24 protein-coding genes are annotated in these 17,721 nt (G+C 50.3%); 5 read left to right on the top strand and 19 right to left on the bottom strand.

What is annotated here, in order from left to right; genetic code table 11:
* Positions 1-16 precede the first annotated feature (16 nt).
* From OU421_RS01335 to OU421_RS01285, 11 genes are read right to left on the bottom strand one after another with little or no spacing between them, the layout of a single operon-like run.
* Positions 17-658 carry a hypothetical protein gene (locus OU421_RS01335; RefSeq protein ID WP_268186789.1) on the bottom strand — a complete coding sequence of 214 codons (642 nt, stop codon included), beginning with the start codon at positions 656-658 and terminating at the stop codon, positions 17-19.
* Complete coding sequence (locus OU421_RS01330; RefSeq protein WP_268186788.1) at positions 640-1,338, bottom strand: energy-coupling factor ABC transporter ATP-binding protein; 699 nt, start codon at positions 1,336-1,338, stop codon at positions 640-642. The genes OU421_RS01335 and OU421_RS01330 overlap by 19 nt, the downstream gene beginning before the upstream one ends.
* The gene (locus OU421_RS01325) at positions 1,329-2,006 is read right to left on the bottom strand and encodes an ATP-binding cassette domain-containing protein (protein ID WP_268186787.1); all 678 of its coding nucleotides are present in this window, start codon (positions 2,004-2,006) and stop codon (positions 1,329-1,331) included. The genes OU421_RS01330 and OU421_RS01325 overlap by 10 nt, the downstream gene beginning before the upstream one ends.
* A complete protein-coding gene (locus OU421_RS01320; protein ID WP_268186786.1) occupies positions 2,006-2,512 on the bottom strand; it encodes a biotin transporter BioY in 507 nt (168 codons plus the stop codon). Before OU421_RS01320 ends, OU421_RS01325 begins: the two co-directional genes overlap by 1 nt.
* 39 nt (positions 2,513-2,551) lie before the next feature.
* Positions 2,552-3,532, bottom strand: coding sequence for a biotin--[acetyl-CoA-carboxylase] ligase (locus tag OU421_RS01315; RefSeq protein WP_268186784.1), 981 nt, complete (start codon positions 3,530-3,532; stop codon positions 2,552-2,554).
* A 5-nt stretch (positions 3,533-3,537) separates the two neighbouring features.
* On the bottom strand, positions 3,538-3,960 hold the full coding sequence (locus tag OU421_RS01310; RefSeq protein WP_268186783.1) for a DUF2111 domain-containing protein: 423 nt from the start codon (positions 3,958-3,960) through the stop codon (positions 3,538-3,540).
* Positions 3,961-4,007: 47 nt separating this feature from the next.
* A complete protein-coding gene (locus tag OU421_RS01305; RefSeq protein WP_268186782.1) occupies positions 4,008-4,586 on the bottom strand; it encodes a hypothetical protein in 579 nt (192 codons plus the stop codon).
* Positions 4,583-6,016 (bottom strand): RtcB family protein, encoded by a 1,434-nt coding sequence (locus OU421_RS01300; protein WP_326493514.1) that lies wholly within the window; start codon positions 6,014-6,016, stop codon positions 4,583-4,585. The genes OU421_RS01305 and OU421_RS01300 overlap by 4 nt, the downstream gene beginning before the upstream one ends.
* A 16-nt stretch (positions 6,017-6,032) precedes the next feature.
* The gene (locus OU421_RS01295; RefSeq protein WP_268186781.1) at positions 6,033-6,440 is read right to left on the bottom strand and encodes an archease; all 408 of its coding nucleotides are present in this window, start codon (positions 6,438-6,440) and stop codon (positions 6,033-6,035) included.
* An 18-nt stretch (positions 6,441-6,458) separates the two neighbouring features.
* The gene (locus tag OU421_RS01290; RefSeq protein WP_268186780.1) at positions 6,459-6,728 is read right to left on the bottom strand and encodes a hypothetical protein; all 270 of its coding nucleotides are present in this window, start codon (positions 6,726-6,728) and stop codon (positions 6,459-6,461) included.
* Between the two features lie 53 nt (positions 6,729-6,781).
* Positions 6,782-7,096, bottom strand: coding sequence for a DUF2551 domain-containing protein (locus OU421_RS01285; RefSeq protein WP_268186779.1), 315 nt, complete (start codon positions 7,094-7,096; stop codon positions 6,782-6,784).
* Positions 7,097-7,301: 205 nt separating this feature from the next.
* Between OU421_RS01285 and OU421_RS01280 the strand changes: the two genes are divergently transcribed.
* The 5 genes from OU421_RS01280 (at position 7,302) to OU421_RS01260 (ending at position 11,119) form a co-directional block, all read left to right on the top strand.
* Positions 7,302-8,156: a protein translocase subunit SecF gene (locus tag OU421_RS01280; RefSeq protein WP_268186777.1), complete on the top strand. Its 855-nt coding sequence runs from the start codon at positions 7,302-7,304 to the stop codon at positions 8,154-8,156.
* Positions 8,153-9,637 carry a preprotein translocase subunit SecD gene (locus OU421_RS01275; protein WP_268186776.1) on the top strand — a complete coding sequence of 495 codons (1,485 nt, stop codon included), beginning with the start codon at positions 8,153-8,155 and terminating at the stop codon, positions 9,635-9,637. The genes OU421_RS01280 and OU421_RS01275 overlap by 4 nt, the downstream gene beginning before the upstream one ends.
* A 64-nt stretch (positions 9,638-9,701) precedes the next feature.
* Complete coding sequence (locus OU421_RS01270; RefSeq protein ID WP_268186775.1) at positions 9,702-9,974, top strand: thioredoxin family protein; 273 nt, start codon at positions 9,702-9,704, stop codon at positions 9,972-9,974.
* Positions 9,975-9,980: 6 nt separating this feature from the next.
* Positions 9,981-10,604: an endonuclease III domain-containing protein gene (locus OU421_RS01265; RefSeq protein WP_268186774.1), complete on the top strand. Its 624-nt coding sequence runs from the start codon at positions 9,981-9,983 to the stop codon at positions 10,602-10,604.
* The gene (locus tag OU421_RS01260) at positions 10,583-11,119 is read left to right on the top strand and encodes a class II aldolase/adducin family protein (protein WP_268186772.1); all 537 of its coding nucleotides are present in this window, start codon (positions 10,583-10,585) and stop codon (positions 11,117-11,119) included. Before OU421_RS01265 ends, OU421_RS01260 begins: the two co-directional genes overlap by 22 nt.
* Here the strand turns inward: OU421_RS01260 and aglJ are convergent.
* The 8 genes from aglJ to OU421_RS01220 form a co-directional block, all read right to left on the bottom strand.
* The gene (aglJ, locus tag OU421_RS01255; RefSeq protein ID WP_268186771.1) at positions 11,094-12,017 is read right to left on the bottom strand and encodes an S-layer glycoprotein N-glycosyltransferase AglJ; all 924 of its coding nucleotides are present in this window, start codon (positions 12,015-12,017) and stop codon (positions 11,094-11,096) included. The two genes, OU421_RS01260 and aglJ, sit on opposite strands and share 26 nt — an antisense overlap.
* Positions 12,018-12,084: 67 nt before the next feature.
* A complete protein-coding gene (locus OU421_RS01250; RefSeq protein ID WP_268186770.1) occupies positions 12,085-12,453 on the bottom strand; it encodes a hypothetical protein in 369 nt (122 codons plus the stop codon).
* A 51-nt stretch (positions 12,454-12,504) separates the two neighbouring features.
* Complete coding sequence (locus tag OU421_RS01245) at positions 12,505-13,002, bottom strand: archaellin/type IV pilin N-terminal domain-containing protein (RefSeq protein WP_268186769.1); 498 nt, start codon at positions 13,000-13,002, stop codon at positions 12,505-12,507.
* Positions 13,003-13,037: 35 nt separating this feature from the next.
* Positions 13,038-13,382: a helix-turn-helix transcriptional regulator gene (locus OU421_RS01240; protein ID WP_268186768.1), complete on the bottom strand. Its 345-nt coding sequence runs from the start codon at positions 13,380-13,382 to the stop codon at positions 13,038-13,040.
* A 13-nt stretch (positions 13,383-13,395) separates the two neighbouring features.
* Complete coding sequence (locus OU421_RS01235; RefSeq protein ID WP_268186767.1) at positions 13,396-13,632, bottom strand: LSM domain-containing protein; 237 nt, start codon at positions 13,630-13,632, stop codon at positions 13,396-13,398.
* Positions 13,633-13,768: 136 nt separating this feature from the next.
* Complete coding sequence (locus tag OU421_RS01230; RefSeq protein ID WP_268186766.1) at positions 13,769-14,665, bottom strand: class 1 fructose-bisphosphatase; 897 nt, start codon at positions 14,663-14,665, stop codon at positions 13,769-13,771.
* A 51-nt stretch (positions 14,666-14,716) separates the two neighbouring features.
* A complete protein-coding gene (locus OU421_RS01225; RefSeq protein WP_268186765.1) occupies positions 14,717-15,184 on the bottom strand; it encodes a hypothetical protein in 468 nt (155 codons plus the stop codon).
* Positions 15,185-15,206: 22 nt separating this feature from the next.
* Complete coding sequence (locus OU421_RS01220) at positions 15,207-17,681, bottom strand: CDC48 family AAA ATPase (RefSeq protein WP_268186763.1); 2,475 nt, start codon at positions 17,679-17,681, stop codon at positions 15,207-15,209.
* Positions 17,682-17,721 lie beyond the last annotated feature (40 nt).

Below are 17,721 nucleotides of genomic sequence, written 5' to 3'. Positions count from 1 at the left end.
TAAGTTGCCCCTGACTCTATAAATACCCAGCGAAAGCTGCGAAATCGGCGATAATTATGAGAATTGAACCAAAAAAGGCGATTGTGTCTGTTTTGGTGGTATGAAACGTGGGGGTGAATGTCCCCCCTCCCTGGTAGCCCCGTGTTGCAAGTACAAGTCCCTGTTCCCGTGCCCGGTAGATCTGCATAATTGTGAGGGTGAAACCAAGGGGTATCAGATCATAGACCGGTCCCCTGCTGCCTTTCAGACGCAGGGCATTTCTGATGTCACGGATGTCTTTTTCGATGCGTCTGAGAGAGGAGACAGCCATCTCCGCGGTCAGACCGAGGTCAAATCCGATGCGATCACCGAATGCCCAGACTGCAGTGTTCATCAGGTCCCCCTCGCGTCCGCGCCCGAATGCCCAGAATGCGATGAGGGTGACAACACTCATCCTGAATCCATATGATATGCCGTCACCTCCGAATGCTTCCGTGAACCCGGCGACAATGATAATGGCACCAAAGATCACGGTAGCTGCCTGTCTCCCCGGGAGGTTGCGTTCGCCGCGGGCCACGACTGCCCACCAGACGGCCACCAGCACCGCGCCGAAGACTGAACTGAAGGCGGCACATGAAAGGAGGAGGGTTGCCCCGATTCTCAGTCGTGCATCCTGCACAGGGCTACCTCCGCATCCTGAATTCTGATATTCATAGGGCATGCCCCTTGTTCGAGAGCATAGCTCAGATACCGTGGTGCACCTTTCCATGCCGGGATGGCATCAGGGACTCTCCCCCGGTAGACCAGTGTATTATTTTCTATCTCCCAGATGAAATCCGCAGCCGGGAGTACTGCCTGTTCATGGGTGAAAATGATGGTGAGGGGGTGTTTCCGTTCTTCAATAGTGGTGCAGATTCGGGTCTTCTCCCTGCAGTCAAGTCCCGCAAAGGGTTCGTCCAGTATTACCACATCCCATGATCCGCTGAGGAGGCAGGTCAGGTGCAGACGCTTGAGTTCACCCCGGGACAGAGTGAGTGTCTTTGTATTTTGCCTGCCAGCAAGTCCTGCCTTTAAGAGAATCTCGCTTTCCGGAAGATGCCAGGAATGGATTTCGTCTTTAACAAGGAATCCTGTCACGTGGTATTCCGGGAACTGCATAGAAAGGGTGAGATGTGTTCTGCCGTCTCGAATTATTCTTCCGGATGCGGGTTTAAGAATGCCTGCAAGGGCAGATGCGAGTGTTGTCTTCCCGCTTCCTACCGGCCCGGTAACTAAGTGTACGCCTGTATTAAACACACCATTCGCTGTGAGTGTCCATTTGCCACGAGAGACAGAGAGATGCTCTGCCGTCAGATGCATCCTGCGATCCTCCATAATGATGGGTACATCTCTGTATTATACAGGTGACTGAACGTCTCTTCCGGGGTGCCGATGTATCGGGGGTGGCCATGCTCAAAGTATATCACACGGTCAGCACGGGATGCGGTATCCATATCCTGCGTGCACTGAAGTACACAGGGAGCGGGCCGACGCTGAATCATAGTTTCAAGGTTTTCTGCTGCTTTTCGGTCCAGGTGAGTATCAGTCTCGTCAAGGATGAGTATCTCAGGAGGGAGTGCAAGGGCTGCTGCACATGCTACGAGAACCTTCTCCCCGCCGGAGAGGGTATGGGTTGCGCGGGAGCTGAGGTGGGAAATCCCCATTTCTGAGAGCACGGCACAGGCAGCCGGTTTGATCTCGTCTGCACGAACTCTTCCAAACCGGAGGGCCGATGCCACTTCATCGGCGACGGTCCGAAATACGAGATTGTTGTCCGGAACCTCACCCACCCATCCGGTATTGACCGCACGTGGTTCTTTGCCTGATATGGTGACAGTTCCTCTCTCCGGAAGTTCGATGCCTGCACATAGTTTCAGGAATGTAGTCTTCCCGCTCCCATTGGGGCCGATGATTGCAGTGTGTCCCTCTCCGATACGGAGGTACTCAATCTCCAGAAATCTGTGGTGCAGATTCTCCACCTGAATCATCAGATACGTTCTCCGATAATATACGTAGCAATTCCTTTGAGTGCATCGCCTGCAATGAATGGCACCACGCCGAGAAGCACTGCCTGTGTCAATGCCATACCGGTGGAGTATGACATCCAAGTGATGCCAAAGAGGTATATAATGAGCGTTGCAGCAGTAATTCCACCTGCACGGATAATTCTGTTCTCCTGTTCATATGCAAAACCCGCCACAAGAACTGCAGGGAGAAATCCAATCAGGTATCCTCCTGTTGCCCCCATGAGGACACCGATTCCCGCAAGTCCGTTATGGAAGACCGGCATATTCAGAATGCCCAGAAGCAGGTATACAAAAACCGGCAGAACAGCATACCGGCCCATCACAACTGCGGCGAGCAGAACAAAAAACGTCTGCAGGGTTACCGGTACCGGGGGAATGGGCAGGGATACCCATCCGCCCACGGCAATCAGGGCCACAAATGCGGCTGTCAGTGATATGAGGTGGCTTCTCTTTTCGTTACCGTACATGTCAACCCAATATTGTAGGGTGGTTGACAAGAAAAGGATTCAGGCCGGGGTACAGTCCCCGGAGAATATTCGCTCGACCCTGCCGTTATCGCGCCGCACAATCAGGGCGCCATATTCATCAATGTCAATAGCCACTCCCTCAAAGGATTTCCGGGGAGTTTTAATCTTTACGCGTTTATCCAGTGTCAGGGAGAGACTTTTCCATTCACGCACAATCGAATCGTATTCTCCTGCTTCAATCAGGCGGAAACGTCGTTCAAATTCACGCAGCAGGTATGCGAGGAATTTCGGCCGGTCAATGGGTTCGCCATATTCTGCCTGGAGTGAAGTTACAGGGGTATTCAGGTTGGCGGGAAGGGCCTGGGGCGGAACGTTTGCATCAATGCCTATTCCCAGAATGCAGTGCTTTACGTCTTCTGCTTCTGCTGATATTTCGAGCAGGATACCCGCGACCTTTCGGTCGCCAATATAGATGTCATTGGGCCATTTGATGAGGGCCCCTATCCCGTAGAGTTTCCGAATGGTCCGGACAAGGGCGATGGAACTTGCCATTGTCACCATAAATACATGGTCAATAGGAATCTCCGGTTTCAGGATGACCGTTGTCCAGATGCCCCCCTTTGGGGATGCCCATGGTCGTCCGAGACGCCCGACGCCACCCGACTGCTCTTCGGCGATGACCACCGTTCCGTTCAGTTCTGCTATCGGTTTCTTCGCGCACAATTCCTTTGCAACAGCGATAGTGGACGGAATGGAATCAAAATATTCAAGCTTCTGTCCAATGACGTCTGTCTTCAGGTGTCGTTTAACTTCATATGGAAGAAGCCTGTCCGTACGACTAATTAACTGGTAGCCTGCAGGTCGGGATGCTTCGATCTGATATCCCAGTTCCCGGAGCTCTTTAATGTTTTTCCAGATTGCTGACCTAGTTACGCCTGTCTTTTTACTGATCTCTTCACCGGAGACAGGTTCTCCTGCCTCTTCCAGAATACTGAGTATTTGGTCTGCGGTCGTGTTCATGTATATCACTTCTTTGCGGCCACGGCTTCAGTGGGAAGGGGACATGGGTCTTTGCCGCAGACCTGTTTTAAGATAGTCGACTGGTGTTCCATAAGAGTCGCAAGGTCAAAGATGCCGGTGATATCCACCAGCCCGATGGCGGCGATAACCTCTCCGTCTTTGTCATGTACCGGGGCAACAACAACCGGCACATTTGCATATGGTCCGCTTTTTGGAACGGTTTTGATCAGATGGTTTTTCCTCATTGCAATTTCAAGAACCGGTCCGGTATATGCATCATCAATCACCATCCCGTTCTCAATCCTTACTCCGGGATTGTTCAGGGACCGTGCTGTTACCGGGAGGCGGTTTATAATGTCATGGATTGTGAGAGCAATCCCGACAAGGTCACCTGCGTCTGAATCTGCGGAGATGATATATTCACTCATAGAAAACACCTGAAAGTTCCGTACTAAAAAGATAGAATGGCTGAATGTTAAAATAATGTTTCGCTTTCACAGGTGCAAATATGGCGCAAAAACCCGCGTGATGGATATTCATGGATGGTTGTTACAATGAGTGTCCCCTTTCCCACCGGATAGGCGACCATGATTGCCTTCCCGTCATCTGTTTGTGCCAGCACCTCACCTTCCGGATCCTGTATGTAGCCGTCACAATCGATTTCACTGGTATCAAAATCTTCAAGGATGGTTGCAAGGGGGTTTTGTTCGTCAACTGTTACGGGACTCGCGAAGTATTCACTCACATAGGTGACCGGGACCGGAAGCCAGTCATAACGATCATGTTCTGTTGACATCGCGCCGAAGACAATGACCCGTCCTCCTTTTTTCAGAAATTTATTAATTCTCCCGGATGATGCCCTGAGTGCCGGGAGGAGACCTGAATATGCGGGGTTTCCGAATCCTGTCGGGATAATAAGGGATACCATATTTCCACGATAATACGGTGCCCCCATCATCTGTGGCGTTATCAGCTCACAGGTGATCCCGGTGTCTTCGATGTACCTGACAAACGGCACGGAACATTCCCATGCCAGCCCTGCTTTTTGTTTCATCCTTTGATTACTCCTATGGGGTTGAGGCGGGCAACTTTTGCTGATATACCCGCTTCATGGACAACTTTTACCACTTCAGCTGATGGTTTGTAGGCATCCGGTGCCTCCTCTGCGATAGAGCCTGCCGATGGGGCAAGAACGGTAATGCCGCTTCTGCCAAGCGATTCCTGGAGACTGTCACCTGATATTGTCTTCTTTGCCTGTGATCGGGAAAGGACACGGCCTGCACCATGGCAGGTGCTGCCGAATGTCTTCTCCATTGCTCCGTCTGTCCCTCTCAGGAGATATGACGAACTGCCCATGCTTCCGGGAATAATCACCGGCTGGCCGATTGCATCACAGCCCGGCGGCAGATCATGGCTCCCCGGACCAAATGCGCGTGTGGCGCCCTTCCGGTGTACGCAGAGTGTTGTGCGTGTCCCGTCCACCACGTGCTCCTCAATCTTTGCCACATTGTGGGTCACATCGTAGACAAGTGGCATATCCTCCGTTGAGAGAGAAAATGCGCGTGAGAGAACCTCCCGAGTCAGGTGGGTAATCATCTGCCGGTTGGCCCATGCATAGTTTGCGGCGCATGCCATTGCGGAAAGATATGCCTCTCCTTCAGGGCTTGTGAGGGGTGCACAGGCGAGCTGTTTGTCTGCGAGAGGAATGCGGTATTTCTTTGCCGCACCCTCCAGAACCTTCAGGTGGTCTGTGCAGATCTGGTGGCCAAGCCCCCGTGATCCACAGTGAATCATGATACATATCTGCCCTGTCTCAATACCGAATGTCCGCGCAGCCTCTGGATCAAAGATCTCTTCCACACACTGGACTTCAAGGAAGTGATTTCCGGAACCGAGGGTCCCGCACTGTGGTCTGCCGCGTTTGCGTGCCTTCTGGCTGACGTGGGATATGTCGGCTCCTTCAATACACCCCTGTTCCTCACACCAGAGGAGGTCGCGTTCTGTACCATAACCTTCCTCTATTGTCCATCTGGCGCCTTCTGTCATTATCCGGTTGAGTTCATGGTCTGACACTGTCACACAGCTTTTCGTTCCGACACCAGTTGGGATAGTGTTATAGAGTTCCTGCAGTACCTTTTTCAACTGACCGAGGTCACTGCGCTGAAGTGGGGTTGTTATCAGGCGGACACCGCAGTTGATGTCAAATCCGACGCCGCCGGGCGAGATTATGCCTTCATCCATGGTGAAGGCCCCGACGCCGCCGATGGGAAAGCCGTATCCCCAATGAATATCCGGCATGGCGAGCGAGTTCCTGCAGATGCCGGGAAGGGTTGCGATATTTGCAAGCTGACGCACCGCACCTTCTTCCAGCGTCCCCATCAGTTGTTGAGAGAGATAAAACCGGCCCGGCACCCGCATGCCCGGAACGGTGTCGATGGGAACCTCCCATTCATATTCTCCCCTCTGAATTATTTTTTCCATCATTGTCTGCTATACTCCACTATACGTCAAAGAGAACCAACGTACACCATCCTTCGTCAGTCCTTGTAATCTCCATTCCGGAGAGCGATACCCCTTTCACTTCGGTCCCCCCTGCGTGTTTTTCCCTGTTGAAGGGTTCCCCGAAGAGTTCTGCTGTAAGACCGGACGAAGTAAAGATAACTTCTGCCCGGCAGAGTGCCACACATTCGACCTCCGCATAAAAAAGGATTTCTGAGAGAAATTCATGAAGCATATGGTTTTTGTCATTTTCAGTGAGAGAAAAACGGATACTGACATTTCCTTCGCCAGAGGATGGAAACATAATTGAAAACAACGCCCGTGCTGATTCTTCAAAGAGTGCCTTCTCAGTTGCACCGCAAACATGCATCAGAACGTCAGCCGTGTGTTCTTGTTCAGAAAATGGCATCTACGCTTCCTTTGAATTTTAGAGATAATTACAGTATGCAGGAACCATGTCCATCTCTATCCGGTCAAGGTACCGTGCCTGGTACATGGAGACGTAAATAATATTATCGCCAACATATATTTCATAATCCGATGGTTTAGGGGATTTCACCGTAGTGGACAGAAGTACTGGTCCTCCACAGGAAGTACATACCCTAAAATCAATATTTTTCTGAATAATATAGGATTTGACGTCATCAGAGACAATGATATCATGCCCTGCAGCACAATTGCCCTCGCAGCGTTCCATATCTCTAAGTGGTTGATTATCTGGGTAAAAATAGGTTTTGTTGGGACATCGGCTTATACTGCTTGTACGAGAGTGCTGACCATGTCGGTATACTTGTCCCTGAGTGTATAGACACTGGTGGAATTGTCATTTTTCTTCTGCACGCTGAGAATCCCGATTCGTGATGCTACCGTCCCAATCATCGATGCAACGGACTGAAGAGTAATGGTAAACTTTGTTTTCAGTTGTTCAAATGCTTCTGGAATAGTAACAGATCTGGTTTTTATAAAGATGCTCAGAAGTTCATGCCGAATCCCCGATGTGTCCCGTTTTAGATACCCCTTTAAACGGCGCTCTATCTCATGCTTCAGATCAGACGCAGATCGCATACACGCTCATTTGAACGAATTGTATTTAATTTTATCGAATCGATATTGATTAATCATGATAAATGTCTGTCTCGAACGTAAACAAAATATTCTGGCGCAAATCCGCGTCATACTTTTCATATTGCCTGTAATAGGTGAGGAATCCGGCATGCCTTCCGTGTATTAGGCATTATATTTAATCTCTTTATTTCAAATATTCTAATGTATGAAATTTTTCACCTATGATATCAGTAAATACACGGTCAGGCAACTTGTTGCCCTTCCGGTTGCGTTACTGGTAATCTCATTTCTTTTCCTGGGGTTCAATACCCTTACGACAGGTATGCCTGTTGACCCGGGAATTGACTTTGCGGGTGGTGTTGCTGTTACGATACCACAGTCAGCAGACACTCCTGCAGATCTTGAGGCATATTTCTCCGGCTATCCTCTGAAGAGTGTCGGAGAGGGGGTAAATGGCGGTTATTATGTGGTCTTTGAATATATGCCGGATGAGGATTTCCTCACGTTGTCTGAGCTGATCAATGATCGGTATCCTGATGCGAAGGTCGATCAGATTGGAGAGACATTTGGGAAAACGCTGCAGGCACAGGCGCTCTGGGCACTCCTCTTCTCATTCATCGGAATGGCCATTGTCGTCTTCATTGTCTTTAAAAACTTTGTTCCGTCCGTTGCAGTGGTAATCTCAGCACTATCTGATATTGTCATCACAGCGGCACTTATGGATATCGTTGGCATTACCCTTACACTGGGGACAACTGCCGCCCTCCTGATGCTGATCGGTTATTCGGTGGACAGTGACATTCTGCTGACGACCCGTGTTCTGAAACGGAAAGGCAAGTTTTCCGAGAAGATGCAGGGTGCATTTCGTACCGGGTTTACCATGACCTCAACCACTATCAGTGCAGTTGCGCTCATGTTTGTTGTCTCATGGATCGGACAGATTGACGTTATTCGGGATATTTCCGCAGTCCTGTTGATAGGACTCTTTGTTGACCTGATGAATACCTGGATGCTGAATGCAGGGATATTAACAGCGTATGTAGGGGGTGACAAACGATGAGTGATGATAATTCCGGTGGATTAATTAAGACACTGAAAGACTGGCGTGTTGCTCTGATGCTCCTTTTGGTGGTTTTCTCGATTGTGAGTATCTATGTCATTCCCCCGGGTGTATCCAACGGGATGACCGGAAACCTTCAGCTGGGACTGGATCTTGAAGGTGGTTCATGGATTCAGCTGTCATTCCAGTCCGAAGTTGTCCGGTTTGATACTGATGAAGATCCGGAGATCTTTGCGGCACGCATTGGAGAAGCACTGGACGCTGAGGTATTCCTCTTTGAAGAAGACCGGCTGGAGATACGGGCGCCGTTTAGCCGCGAAGAACTGGAAACGGTCTTTGAGGAGAACGGAGCAACAATCGTCACCTATGAAGATGGGGTCTCACCGGATACGGCTGACCAGATTAAGCTGATTTTAGAGAATAAGGTCAATAATCTCGGGACAAAGGATGCCCGTATCAATACTATCACCGGTCTGAATGGTGTGACCCAGTACATCAGGCTTGAACTTGCCGGCGTTGACATCGCAACGGCACAGGAGATCGTTGGTTCGCAGGGTAAGTTTGAAATTCGGATTGAGACAACCGGGAATGAGACTGAGCATGTGCTCTATGGGGATGCCATCAAGAGTGTGTCAACACCGACACAGGATCCGCCCGGCAGCGACGTCTGGGGAGTCGGTTTTACCCTCACTGAAGGTGGTGCCGCTGCCTTCCGGGACGCTGCCATTACCTATGGTGCCACGACCAATCCGGAAGCCCATGAGATCATGATGCTCCTCGATGATGAGATGGTCTACAGCGCGAGCCTGAACCCCACACTGGCAACAGAGCTGAAGACGGCTCCTGTACGTGAACTTCGTGCAACGACCGGGTCTGGCGAAGAAGGTCTGGAAGACGCAAAAACGCTTGAAATTCACCTGCGCGCCGGTGCACTGCCGGTTGATGTGGAGATTGCCGGATCAGGTACTGTCTCTGCAAGTCTTGGTGAACATTTCAAGGTAATGTCAGTAATTGCGGGTCTTCTGGCTCTCATGGCTGTCGCTGCAACGGTATACTACTGGTACCGCGAACCGGCGATTGTGCTTCCGATGATTGGAACGAACATCGCAGAGATCATTATTCTGCTGGGTATCGCGACCTATCTTCAGCAGCTGGACCTTGCAAGTATTGCCGGTCTGATTGCTGTCCTGGGAACGGGTATTGACCAGCTTGTGGTGATCACCGATGAAGTCATCTATGAAGGCCGGGTTCCGTCGGAGAATCTCTATCTGAAACGGTTTAACCGTGCGTTGGGCATCATTATGGTGGCTGCGTGTACAACGGTCATCGCGATGCTGCCGCTTGCTGTGATGGACCTTGCAAATCTGCGCGGATTTGCCATTATCACTATCCTCGGTGTGCTGATTGGTGTGCTCATCACCCGTCCTGCCTATGGAAAGATCATTATGGCAATCCTTTCCAAAAAACCGGGTGACCGCTGAACCTGCCGTCACCCATCACAATACTTATATCTCTCTTTTTCTCACATTTGCATGAGGATCTATTATGGCAAAACCAGTATTGATGGACTTTTTCGCAGTATGGTGCGGACCCTGTAAGCTTCAGACTCCCGAACTTGAAAAACTCAAAGAGATGATGGGAGATGCAGTCGAAATAAAAAAAATCGATGTGGACGACAATCTCGAACTTGCACAGAAGTATGGTATTATGGTTGTGCCGACGCTGGTGATTGAGAAGGACGGGGAGATTAAGGAGCGTCTGGAAGGAGTTACTCCGGCCGATACGCTTAAACGCATGCTCGAACCCCTGACAGAATAGACCGGCATGACTCCGGAGGAACAGAAGGCTGAACAGATTATAACCCATTTAAAGAGGTCATATGGTACCATTGAGTGGTGGCCGGGCGATCCTGAAGAAGTGATGATCGGCGCTATACTGACTCAGCAGACACGCTGGGAAAATGTTGAGATCGCACTGAGGCGTCTCCGTGAAGCTGGTGTCTGTTCTCTCAGGGGAATAGATGAGGCTTCTGACTGTGCTCTTGAGCACGCGATTTTTTGTACCGGGTTCTACCGGATAAAGCGCGATCGGCTGAAATGTCTTGCACGTACGGTATTATCCAACGGTGGAATAGAACAATTACGGGAATACTCCACACCGCGTCTGCGCGCCTTTTTTCTTGCAATAAAAGGCATTGGGCCGGAAACTGCGGACAGTATTCTTTGCTACGGGTTTAATCGGCCTGTCTTTGTTATTGACGCTTATACACACCGTATCTGTGCCTGTGCAGGAATATCTCTGAGGGGTGAAGACCTGCAGGCGCTTTTCCAGCGTATGTTGCCTGAGGACTACCGGGCACACCGGCAGTGCCATGCCTGGTTTGTTGAGTATGCAAAAAAATACTGTATCAAAAAGAGGTGTAATGAATGCATGATATCGAATTTCTGAATATTGGGACGCGACTTCATCAGGAAGGACTGGTGTCGTCGGTATTTGGCAATCTCTCCCGGCGCGTGGAGGGTGGGTTTGAAATTACGCCGACAGGTTCGTTTCTGGATGTACCTGCCCGGTCGGTATTTGTCTCGGATGAGGGAATTGCAGGTACAGGCGCATCCAGTGAATATCGTGTCCACCTGCAGGTGTACAGGCGAACGGATGCAGCAGCCATTGTACATGCACACCCCCCGTATTCTGTTGCGCTTTCCCTCTCCCGTGATACTATCATTCCCGCAGACAGTGAAGGAAAGATGCTCTTACCTACCATTCCTGTTGTAGATGGGGAGCCGGGTACGGATCTTCTTGCAGAAAATATCGGGGCCGCTCTTGTCTCCGCACCCCTTGTTGTCGCACGGGGTCACGGAACCTTTGCGCGTGCGGATACCCTTGTGAAAGGATATATACTGACTGCTGCAGCTGAGCATGCCGCCCGAATACTGTCTATTGCGGCGGCCTCTGATTTTTGAGGCTCTGGATCTCCCTCCTGAGCTCCTGCTGGTTTGCAAGCATGATGTCACTCAGGATGCCGAACATAAAGACCTGAATTCCTCCCATTATGAGAAGGGCGGTAAGGATGGTTAACGGCAGGTGTTCAATGTCGTTGAGCCATTCAAAGACTACATAGATGCCTGTGAGAGCACCCAGAATGGTGATGACGCCGCCGATCATCCCGAAATAAAACATCGGGTTGCTGCGTTTTGCAAGGCGGTATAGGGTGGAGATGATCTTTGCCCCGTCATGGAACGGCCGGAGTTTTGTCGCTGTGCCCGGCCGTTTAACATAATGAACCGGGACTACCGTTATTTTCTGCTGGTTGCGGATTGACTCGGACGATATTTCGGTCTCAATGCCAAATCCCTCTTCCCGGAGGTTCATCTGGCGGATACTTTCAAGGGTGAATGCCCGATATCCTGAGAGAATATCTGCCAGGTAGCGCCCATGGGCCATCCGGAAGAGATCATTGATTACCTTATTCCCGAAGAGATTGAGGCGTGACAGTGCACCTTTTTCCGGAAACTCCAGCCGGTTTCCGATGACATGATCACATCCTGAAAAGAGGGGTTCGATCATCTGTTCCGCATCCTCAGGAAGATAGGTCATATCCCCGTCCAGCATCAGGATATAGGGCCTCCGGAAGTATCCTATGCTCTCGATGATGGCGTTACCCTTGCCGCGTGACTGCTGCAGCACTACCTCAGCACCGGCTTTTTCTGCAATCTCTGCAGTCCTGTCAGTACTGTTGCCATCCATGACAAAAATATCTGAATATCCCTGTTCCCTGAACCGGGAAATGAGTTCTCCGATTGTCGGTTCCTCGTTAAGGGTCGGAATAAAGATACAGACCTGACTGCGGTCGATAACCATTGTATAAGGTTTGTGTCGCCACTCTATAATATTCTTGGAGGTTTCTGCGATTGTTATTTGTATATTGTTAGTGGTTATGTCCCTGCTGTTTCAGTACCTCTGATTTTTTAATGGAACAGTCCTCACACCGGAATTCAGGTTCAGGATCATCTGACCGGTCGTAGGTCTGCGTTTTAACCAGCCGGTATCCACGTGTTATTTTTCCGCAGTCCACACAGCATATATTCTCTTTTACTTCCCACTGTGCATCCAGCGTTTCTGAGGTAAAGATGAAGCGGTCAACCCAGAAGAAGATGAGACCACCGATCAGGTTTGCGACAATTGCTGCCGTAAGGGCGCCCATCGATGCAAGTATTATGCCAACCCCTGCGAGAATTGGCGTGGATAACTGCCATCTGACAAGGTATAAGCCATACCGTTTGAGGTTTACCTTCATTACCGGAAATTTTTGATTTATATATATATGAAACTCTTTTTTGAGGAAAGGTTATGCTTCCATGGAATCCCGTGATATTACGGTGTCTGTTGCGATTTCAATAATGTCGACTGTTATGGTATCCCCTGGGTGAATGAAACCATCTGAAAGGTCGATTCGAAGCAATTGATTATAATTCCATGTTTCACTGGACCCTCCCGTCCCTTTAAGATTTTTCACTCCATAATGGGCAGTAGAGATGAAATCATGGGTATTCAGGGTTTCAATGGTGCAGGGGAGCAGTTTGTCATTGCAATAGATATCTGCTGAGAGTTCCTGATTTTGATAATCCTGTTTTGCAATATTCCTCAGGAATACCTGACTTTCATATGTCGGTGATGAGGAGCTGATTGAGGTGATTTTGAATATAACCGGCGGTTCTGAGTATCCCCAGTTAAAGTCGGGGATGGAAAAAGACTGCAGGAGAATTATCGCGATAATTACGGTGATTGCCACAAGCAAAAGGGTTGCAGTCACCTGTGATGTCGCTCGTTCATTCTCCTCTTTCACACTGAAAAAAAGGAAAATGTTGGTGAAAAACGTTTCTATTTTTCCTCATACTCTTCGATGGCAAGTTGATACATCCAGTCGAGGAGCAGGGGGCACGTCAGCACTTCGCACTCTTCTTCACAGCAGATACAGGGGAGAAGTTCTCCTCCGGCAAGCAGAAGCGCCGGGTCTACTGCAGGTTTCTTTGCCTTCAGGAGGTAGGTTCTTTGTCCCTCCCTTCGATACTCAATTCGTTCAACTTTATCGTCGTCAAGGAGTCCTTTTACGACACGTGAGCATTTTCTGCTGTCAATGTCAAGCAGTTTCCAGAGTTCACTCTGAAGAACCCCCTCTGGATGCGATTGTATTTCCCTGAGTGCTCTTTCGGCAAGGTCTTTCATAGTATTAGCCTTTTCAGAGAATTGGTGCGATTGTCAGGATGTTGCTTCCCCTGATTACAACAGTTCCAAGTGTCCGTCCTCTCTGGCCATTTGTAAATTCGCTTGTCTGATCCATCTGGATATTGAGGTGCTCGTCAACTGCGACAAGCCGCCCCTGAAGCACCCGCTCATCGTCTTTAATTTCCACAGAAATCTGAGAATCTACCAGAGCGAATACTTTTTTGATCGGGAGGACAATACTGTTTACCATCTCCATTTAAGTGGTGTTATAAAATAGTTAAACTTTTCTTTGAACCATGGGCATAATGGGAGATATCTCCCATCTGCCAAGTATGTGAGGATCATATCCGCCCTACATAGTCACTGGATATTGATTTGAAACAGTTTTATTGTTTCATACATGATTCTGCTGATTCAATGATTTTTCTGCTTCCGACATAAATCGGTGTACGGTGATCCGGTTTTTCCGGCAAAATCGTAAGGAGGTCCTGCGTGCCATCGCTGATTGCCCCACCTGCCTGTTTTGCAATGAAGCCGATCGGGTTCCCTTCAAAGACCAGTCTCAGTTTTCCTTCGGGTTTCCCTACGACTGCCGGGTAGCAGTATACTCCGCCGTATGTCAGTATCTGGTGGAAATCAGCGACAAAGGATCCGGAATATCTCAGTTTCCCGCCGCTTTGTTCGCAGAGGCTGATGAAATCCTGATGTCCCGGAAGCCATTCATTCCGGAGGCCGCCGCTTCCGAAGAGCTTTCCCTCAGGCATCTGAATGTCCTCTTTCAGGAGTACAAAAATCCCTTCGGAATTCATGGCAAAGGTGAATACGCCATCTCCGACCGTGAGTGCCAGCACTGTCATTGGCCCGTAGAGCATATACATAGCAACGGCAAGATCCTCTCCCTTCTGCAGGGGGTCCCCGCCGCGGTATATGCCGATTATGGTGCCAACTGCGAGATTGACCTGAATCAGGGATGATCCGTCAAGCGGGTCCATCACCACTGAGTAATCGCCATATGCATCGGGAAACCGGACAATGTCTGCCTGTTCTTCTGAAGCGATTGCTTTTACAAATCCGGATTCCCCAAGAACAGAGATGATATGCTGGTCTGCCCATTTGTCAAGGGCTGCCTGCTCTTCTCCATAGACATTCTCTGTATCGGCATATGTCTGGTTGTCAATGAATGCATCCCGGATAGGAATGGACTGGTATGCGATGAGCTCAATGAGGTCTTTGAGCGGTTCTTCACATGCTGTTTCATCGAGATAGTGCCGCAGGGTCTTCATGCATCGTGATATATACGCAGTGGTAATTATCCATTCCCTTCTTTTCAGAGGTCAGTCCGTATTGGTGTTTTTTGTATCGGGCACTACGTTTCCTGATCTACGTTCTTCTTTTTTGTAAGTAAACTCGATTACGCCGTTTTTGAATGTTCTGGTGAGTGTTTCTGCGGCTCCCTCTTCTACCGGGTATGCCGCGCGGTAGATGACGCTTTCCGCATGTGCGGCGAGGTAGAGCACTCCATGGTGAAGAGTGTACCGGATTTCTTCCGGGGATGCGCCATAGAGATCTGCAGTGATTGTCACAATGCCATCGTGTTCATGGCATTCCGAAACCGGTTCACAGATGTCGGGGATCTCCTCACGTGATAGGCACCCGTCTTCCTCATCTGTCGGGGGGATATCTTTGGAGATAATGACAGAATATTCTCCGGGAGGTATCTCACCCCTGTTCACCGCATCTTCGAAGAGGCAGTACATGAGTTCAATGAATGGAATGGTTTGCCTGTCCTGTTTTTTTGTCATGTTACTACGTGTTTTGGTATCTTCAGGATTCCAGAAGGGCCTCAAGGCCCTCTGTTTGTTCCTTTATTGCCGGGAAATCCTTTTTCTTCTTCCCAAATGTTGATTCTCTGAGCGCTTTTCGGGCATTCTGCACAGCTTTATTGTCCTGATGGCCGAACCCTGCCCGGGTGAGGACAGATCCTGCCTTCTCAAGGAGAGAGCGTTCCTCCTCATTGTAGAGGAAGCCCCATGCAAGCCGTTCGTTCTTTTCGATAGCTTCCCTGTCAAGGGTTGCCTTGACTTTCTTCATCGCCGTATCGAAATGCTTCTTTGTCACCCGGACATTCGCGAGAGCATCGCTGCGTTCATGGTCGGCCTTTCCTGCCATGGCAGTAATGAACTCCCGCATTGCACCGAGTTTTGCCTCCCTGATCAGCGCTTCGATATCTGCACCGACATACCCTTCTGTTGCATCGACCAATGCCCCGATGTCAACATCCCCTGCAAGGACTGATTCATCATCGTTGAGGTACACGGCAAAGATCTTCCTGCGTGATTCCCTGTCGGGCGGGGGGACATAGACGACACGGTCAAACCTTCCGGGGCGCATCATCGCGTCGTCAAGCATATCCGGTCGGTTTGTCGCGCCGAGGATGGTGACGTTGTTGAGCTCTTCGAGTCCGTCAAGTTCGGTCAGGATCTGGCTGACCACACCCTCGGTAACATGGGACGAACCTTCGTAGCTGCCGCGCTTTGGGAGCAGGGAATCAATCTCATCGAAGAAGATGATTGATGGCGCTGCCTGGCGTGCCTTCCGGAAGATGTCACGTATTCCCTTTTCTGATTCACCGACCCACTTTGAGAGGAGCTCTGGGCCTTTTATGGAGATGAAGTTGCATTCACTCTCATTTGCGACTGCCTTGGCGAGCAGTGTCTTGCCAGTGCCCGGCGGACCGAAGAGGAGGATGCCGGATGGCGGTCGTGTGTCGAGGCGTTCAAATATCTCCGGGTACTTCAGTGGCCATTCTACCGCTTCAGTCAGTTCGGTCTTGATATCCTCAAGGCCGCCCACATCATCCCATGTGACCTCCGGAATTTCTACCATGACTTCACGCATGGCAGACGGTTCGACATTGGTGAGGGCTGCCTTAAAGTCGTCTTCAGTTACCCGCAGTGTTTCGAGGATCTCAAGCGGGATTTCCTTATCCATCTGGATGCCTTCCATTGTCTTGCGCAGTGCATGCATGGCGGCCTCCTTCACAAGCAGTGCGATGTCTGCACCGACAAATCCGTGGGTGGCTGCCGCATAGGGCTCAAGGAACTTCTTCCTTCGGCGTTCCTCATCCGTTACACCTTCACCTTCTGTGACATGTTCCTCATCCGTCGTCAGGGAGACTGACTCCAGGTCAAGGGGAACACCCCGGCTGTGAACCTGAAAGATCTCCAGACGTCCCTTTCTATCGGGGATTCCGATCTCAATCTCGCGGTCAAACCGGCCTCCGCGCCTGAGTGCAGGGTCAATATTGTCCGGCAGGTTTGTCGCGGCAATCACAATGACCTCGCCGCGTCCCTTCAGCCCGTCCATGAGTGCGAGGAGCTGGGCAACGATCCGCTGTTCTACCTCACCCTTTGTCTCTGCGCGCTTTGGGGCAATGGAATCGATTTCATCGATGAAGATGATGGTCGGTGCATTCTCCTGTGCCTCCTCAAAGACCTCCCGGAGTTTTCCCTCGGACTCCCCGTAGTACTTGCTCATGATCTCCGGGCCTGAGAGGGTGATGAAGTGTGCATCCACCTCGTTTGCAACCGCCTTTGCAATCAGTGTCTTACCGGTGCCCGGCGGGCCGTACAGGAGCACTCCCTTGGGCGGCTCAATTCCCAGACGGTCAAAGATCTCAGGGTGACGAAGCGGAAGCTCAATCATCTCACGGACCTGATCGAGCTCCCGCCCGAGACCACCGATGTCCTCGTAGTGGATATCAGGCAAATCCTGTGCCTTTTTTCCTTCCTTTGGGCTGTATGGCTCTTCTTTAAGTTCTACTTCTGTGTTCTGGGTGACAATGCCCACGCCCTTCGGGGAGAGTTTTGTGATGACAAAGGTGAGCGTTGTGCCCAGAAGAGCGACACGGAACTGCTGCCCTTCAACAACCGGGCGCCCTGCAATCATCCGGGCAAACGACTGTTCGAATCCGCTGAGACGAACCGGATGTGTCGGCTGAATGACCACCTTCTTTGCCTCGTTCACCTCGGCCTTCCGGATGGTAACCTTCTCATCAATGCCTATCCGGGCGTTGGTCCGGATATTGCCATCGACGCGGATAATCGCCCTTCCCCGGTCTTCAGGATATCCCGGCCATATGATGGCTGCTGCCTTCTCGCGTCCGCAAATTTCAATCACATCACCGCTTCGCAACCCGAGGGTGTTCATTATGTCTGTACTGATACGGGCAATGCCACGTCCTGCATCCTCATGTGCGGCCTCTTTTACGGTAACTTCTATAGGTGAATATGATGTCATTTCTGTCTTCTCCTCATGTATATTTACCAATAGTAAAGGT

The organism is Methanogenium organophilum (genome assembly GCF_026684035.1).
Classification (GTDB): domain Archaea; phylum Halobacteriota; class Methanomicrobia; order Methanomicrobiales; family Methanomicrobiaceae; genus Methanogenium; species Methanogenium organophilum.
Note: the sequence above shows the minus strand (reverse complement) of the source record. Positions and strands in the feature narration are given on the sequence as shown.

Bases quoted from the DNA above. Each gene is read 5' to 3' on its own strand.
- OU421_RS01320 (WP_268186786.1), bottom strand. From the start codon at position 2,512: ATGTACGGTAACGAAAAGAGAAGCCACCTCATATCACTGACAGCCGCA.
- OU421_RS01285 (WP_268186779.1), bottom strand. From the start codon at position 7,096: ATGCGATCTGCGTCTGATCTGAAGCATGAGATAGAGCGCCGTTTAAAG.
- OU421_RS01270 (WP_268186775.1), top strand. From the start codon at position 9,702: ATGGCAAAACCAGTATTGATGGACTTTTTCGCAGTATGGTGCGGACCC.
- OU421_RS01240 (WP_268186768.1), bottom strand. From the start codon at position 13,382: ATGAAAGACCTTGCCGAAAGAGCACTCAGGGAAATACAATCGCATCCA.
- OU421_RS01315 (WP_268186784.1), bottom strand. From the start codon at position 3,532: ATGAACACGACCGCAGACCAAATACTCAGTATTCTGGAAGAGGCAGGA.
- OU421_RS01305 (WP_268186782.1), bottom strand. From the start codon at position 4,586: ATGAAACAAAAAGCAGGGCTGGCATGGGAATGTTCCGTGCCGTTTGTC.
- OU421_RS01330 (WP_268186788.1), bottom strand. From the start codon at position 1,338: ATGCATCTGACGGCAGAGCATCTCTCTGTCTCTCGTGGCAAATGGACA.
- OU421_RS01220 (WP_268186763.1), bottom strand. From the start codon at position 17,681: ATGACATCATATTCACCTATAGAAGTTACCGTAAAAGAGGCCGCACAT.
- OU421_RS01295 (WP_268186781.1), bottom strand. From the start codon at position 6,440: ATGCCATTTTCTGAACAAGAACACACGGCTGACGTTCTGATGCATGTT.
- OU421_RS01265 (WP_268186774.1), top strand. From the start codon at position 9,981: ATGACTCCGGAGGAACAGAAGGCTGAACAGATTATAACCCATTTAAAG.
- OU421_RS01290 (WP_268186780.1), bottom strand. From the start codon at position 6,728: ATGGAACGCTGCGAGGGCAATTGTGCTGCAGGGCATGATATCATTGTC.
- OU421_RS01280 (WP_268186777.1), top strand. From the start codon at position 7,302: ATGAAATTTTTCACCTATGATATCAGTAAATACACGGTCAGGCAACTT.
- OU421_RS01325 (WP_268186787.1), bottom strand. From the start codon at position 2,006: ATGATTCAGGTGGAGAATCTGCACCACAGATTTCTGGAGATTGAGTAC.
- OU421_RS01235 (WP_268186767.1), bottom strand. From the start codon at position 13,632: ATGGTAAACAGTATTGTCCTCCCGATCAAAAAAGTATTCGCTCTGGTA.
- OU421_RS01300 (WP_326493514.1), bottom strand. From the start codon at position 6,016: ATGATGGAAAAAATAATTCAGAGGGGAGAATATGAATGGGAGGTTCCC.
- OU421_RS01260 (WP_268186772.1), top strand. From the start codon at position 10,583: ATGCATGATATCGAATTTCTGAATATTGGGACGCGACTTCATCAGGAA.
- OU421_RS01275 (WP_268186776.1), top strand. From the start codon at position 8,153: ATGAGTGATGATAATTCCGGTGGATTAATTAAGACACTGAAAGACTGG.
- OU421_RS01310 (WP_268186783.1), bottom strand. From the start codon at position 3,960: ATGAGTGAATATATCATCTCCGCAGATTCAGACGCAGGTGACCTTGTC.
- OU421_RS01230 (WP_268186766.1), bottom strand. From the start codon at position 14,665: ATGAAGACCCTGCGGCACTATCTCGATGAAACAGCATGTGAAGAACCG.
- OU421_RS01250 (WP_268186770.1), bottom strand. From the start codon at position 12,453: ATGAAGGTAAACCTCAAACGGTATGGCTTATACCTTGTCAGATGGCAG.
- aglJ (WP_268186771.1), bottom strand. From the start codon at position 12,017: ATGGTTATCGACCGCAGTCAGGTCTGTATCTTTATTCCGACCCTTAAC.
- OU421_RS01225 (WP_268186765.1), bottom strand. From the start codon at position 15,184: ATGACAAAAAAACAGGACAGGCAAACCATTCCATTCATTGAACTCATG.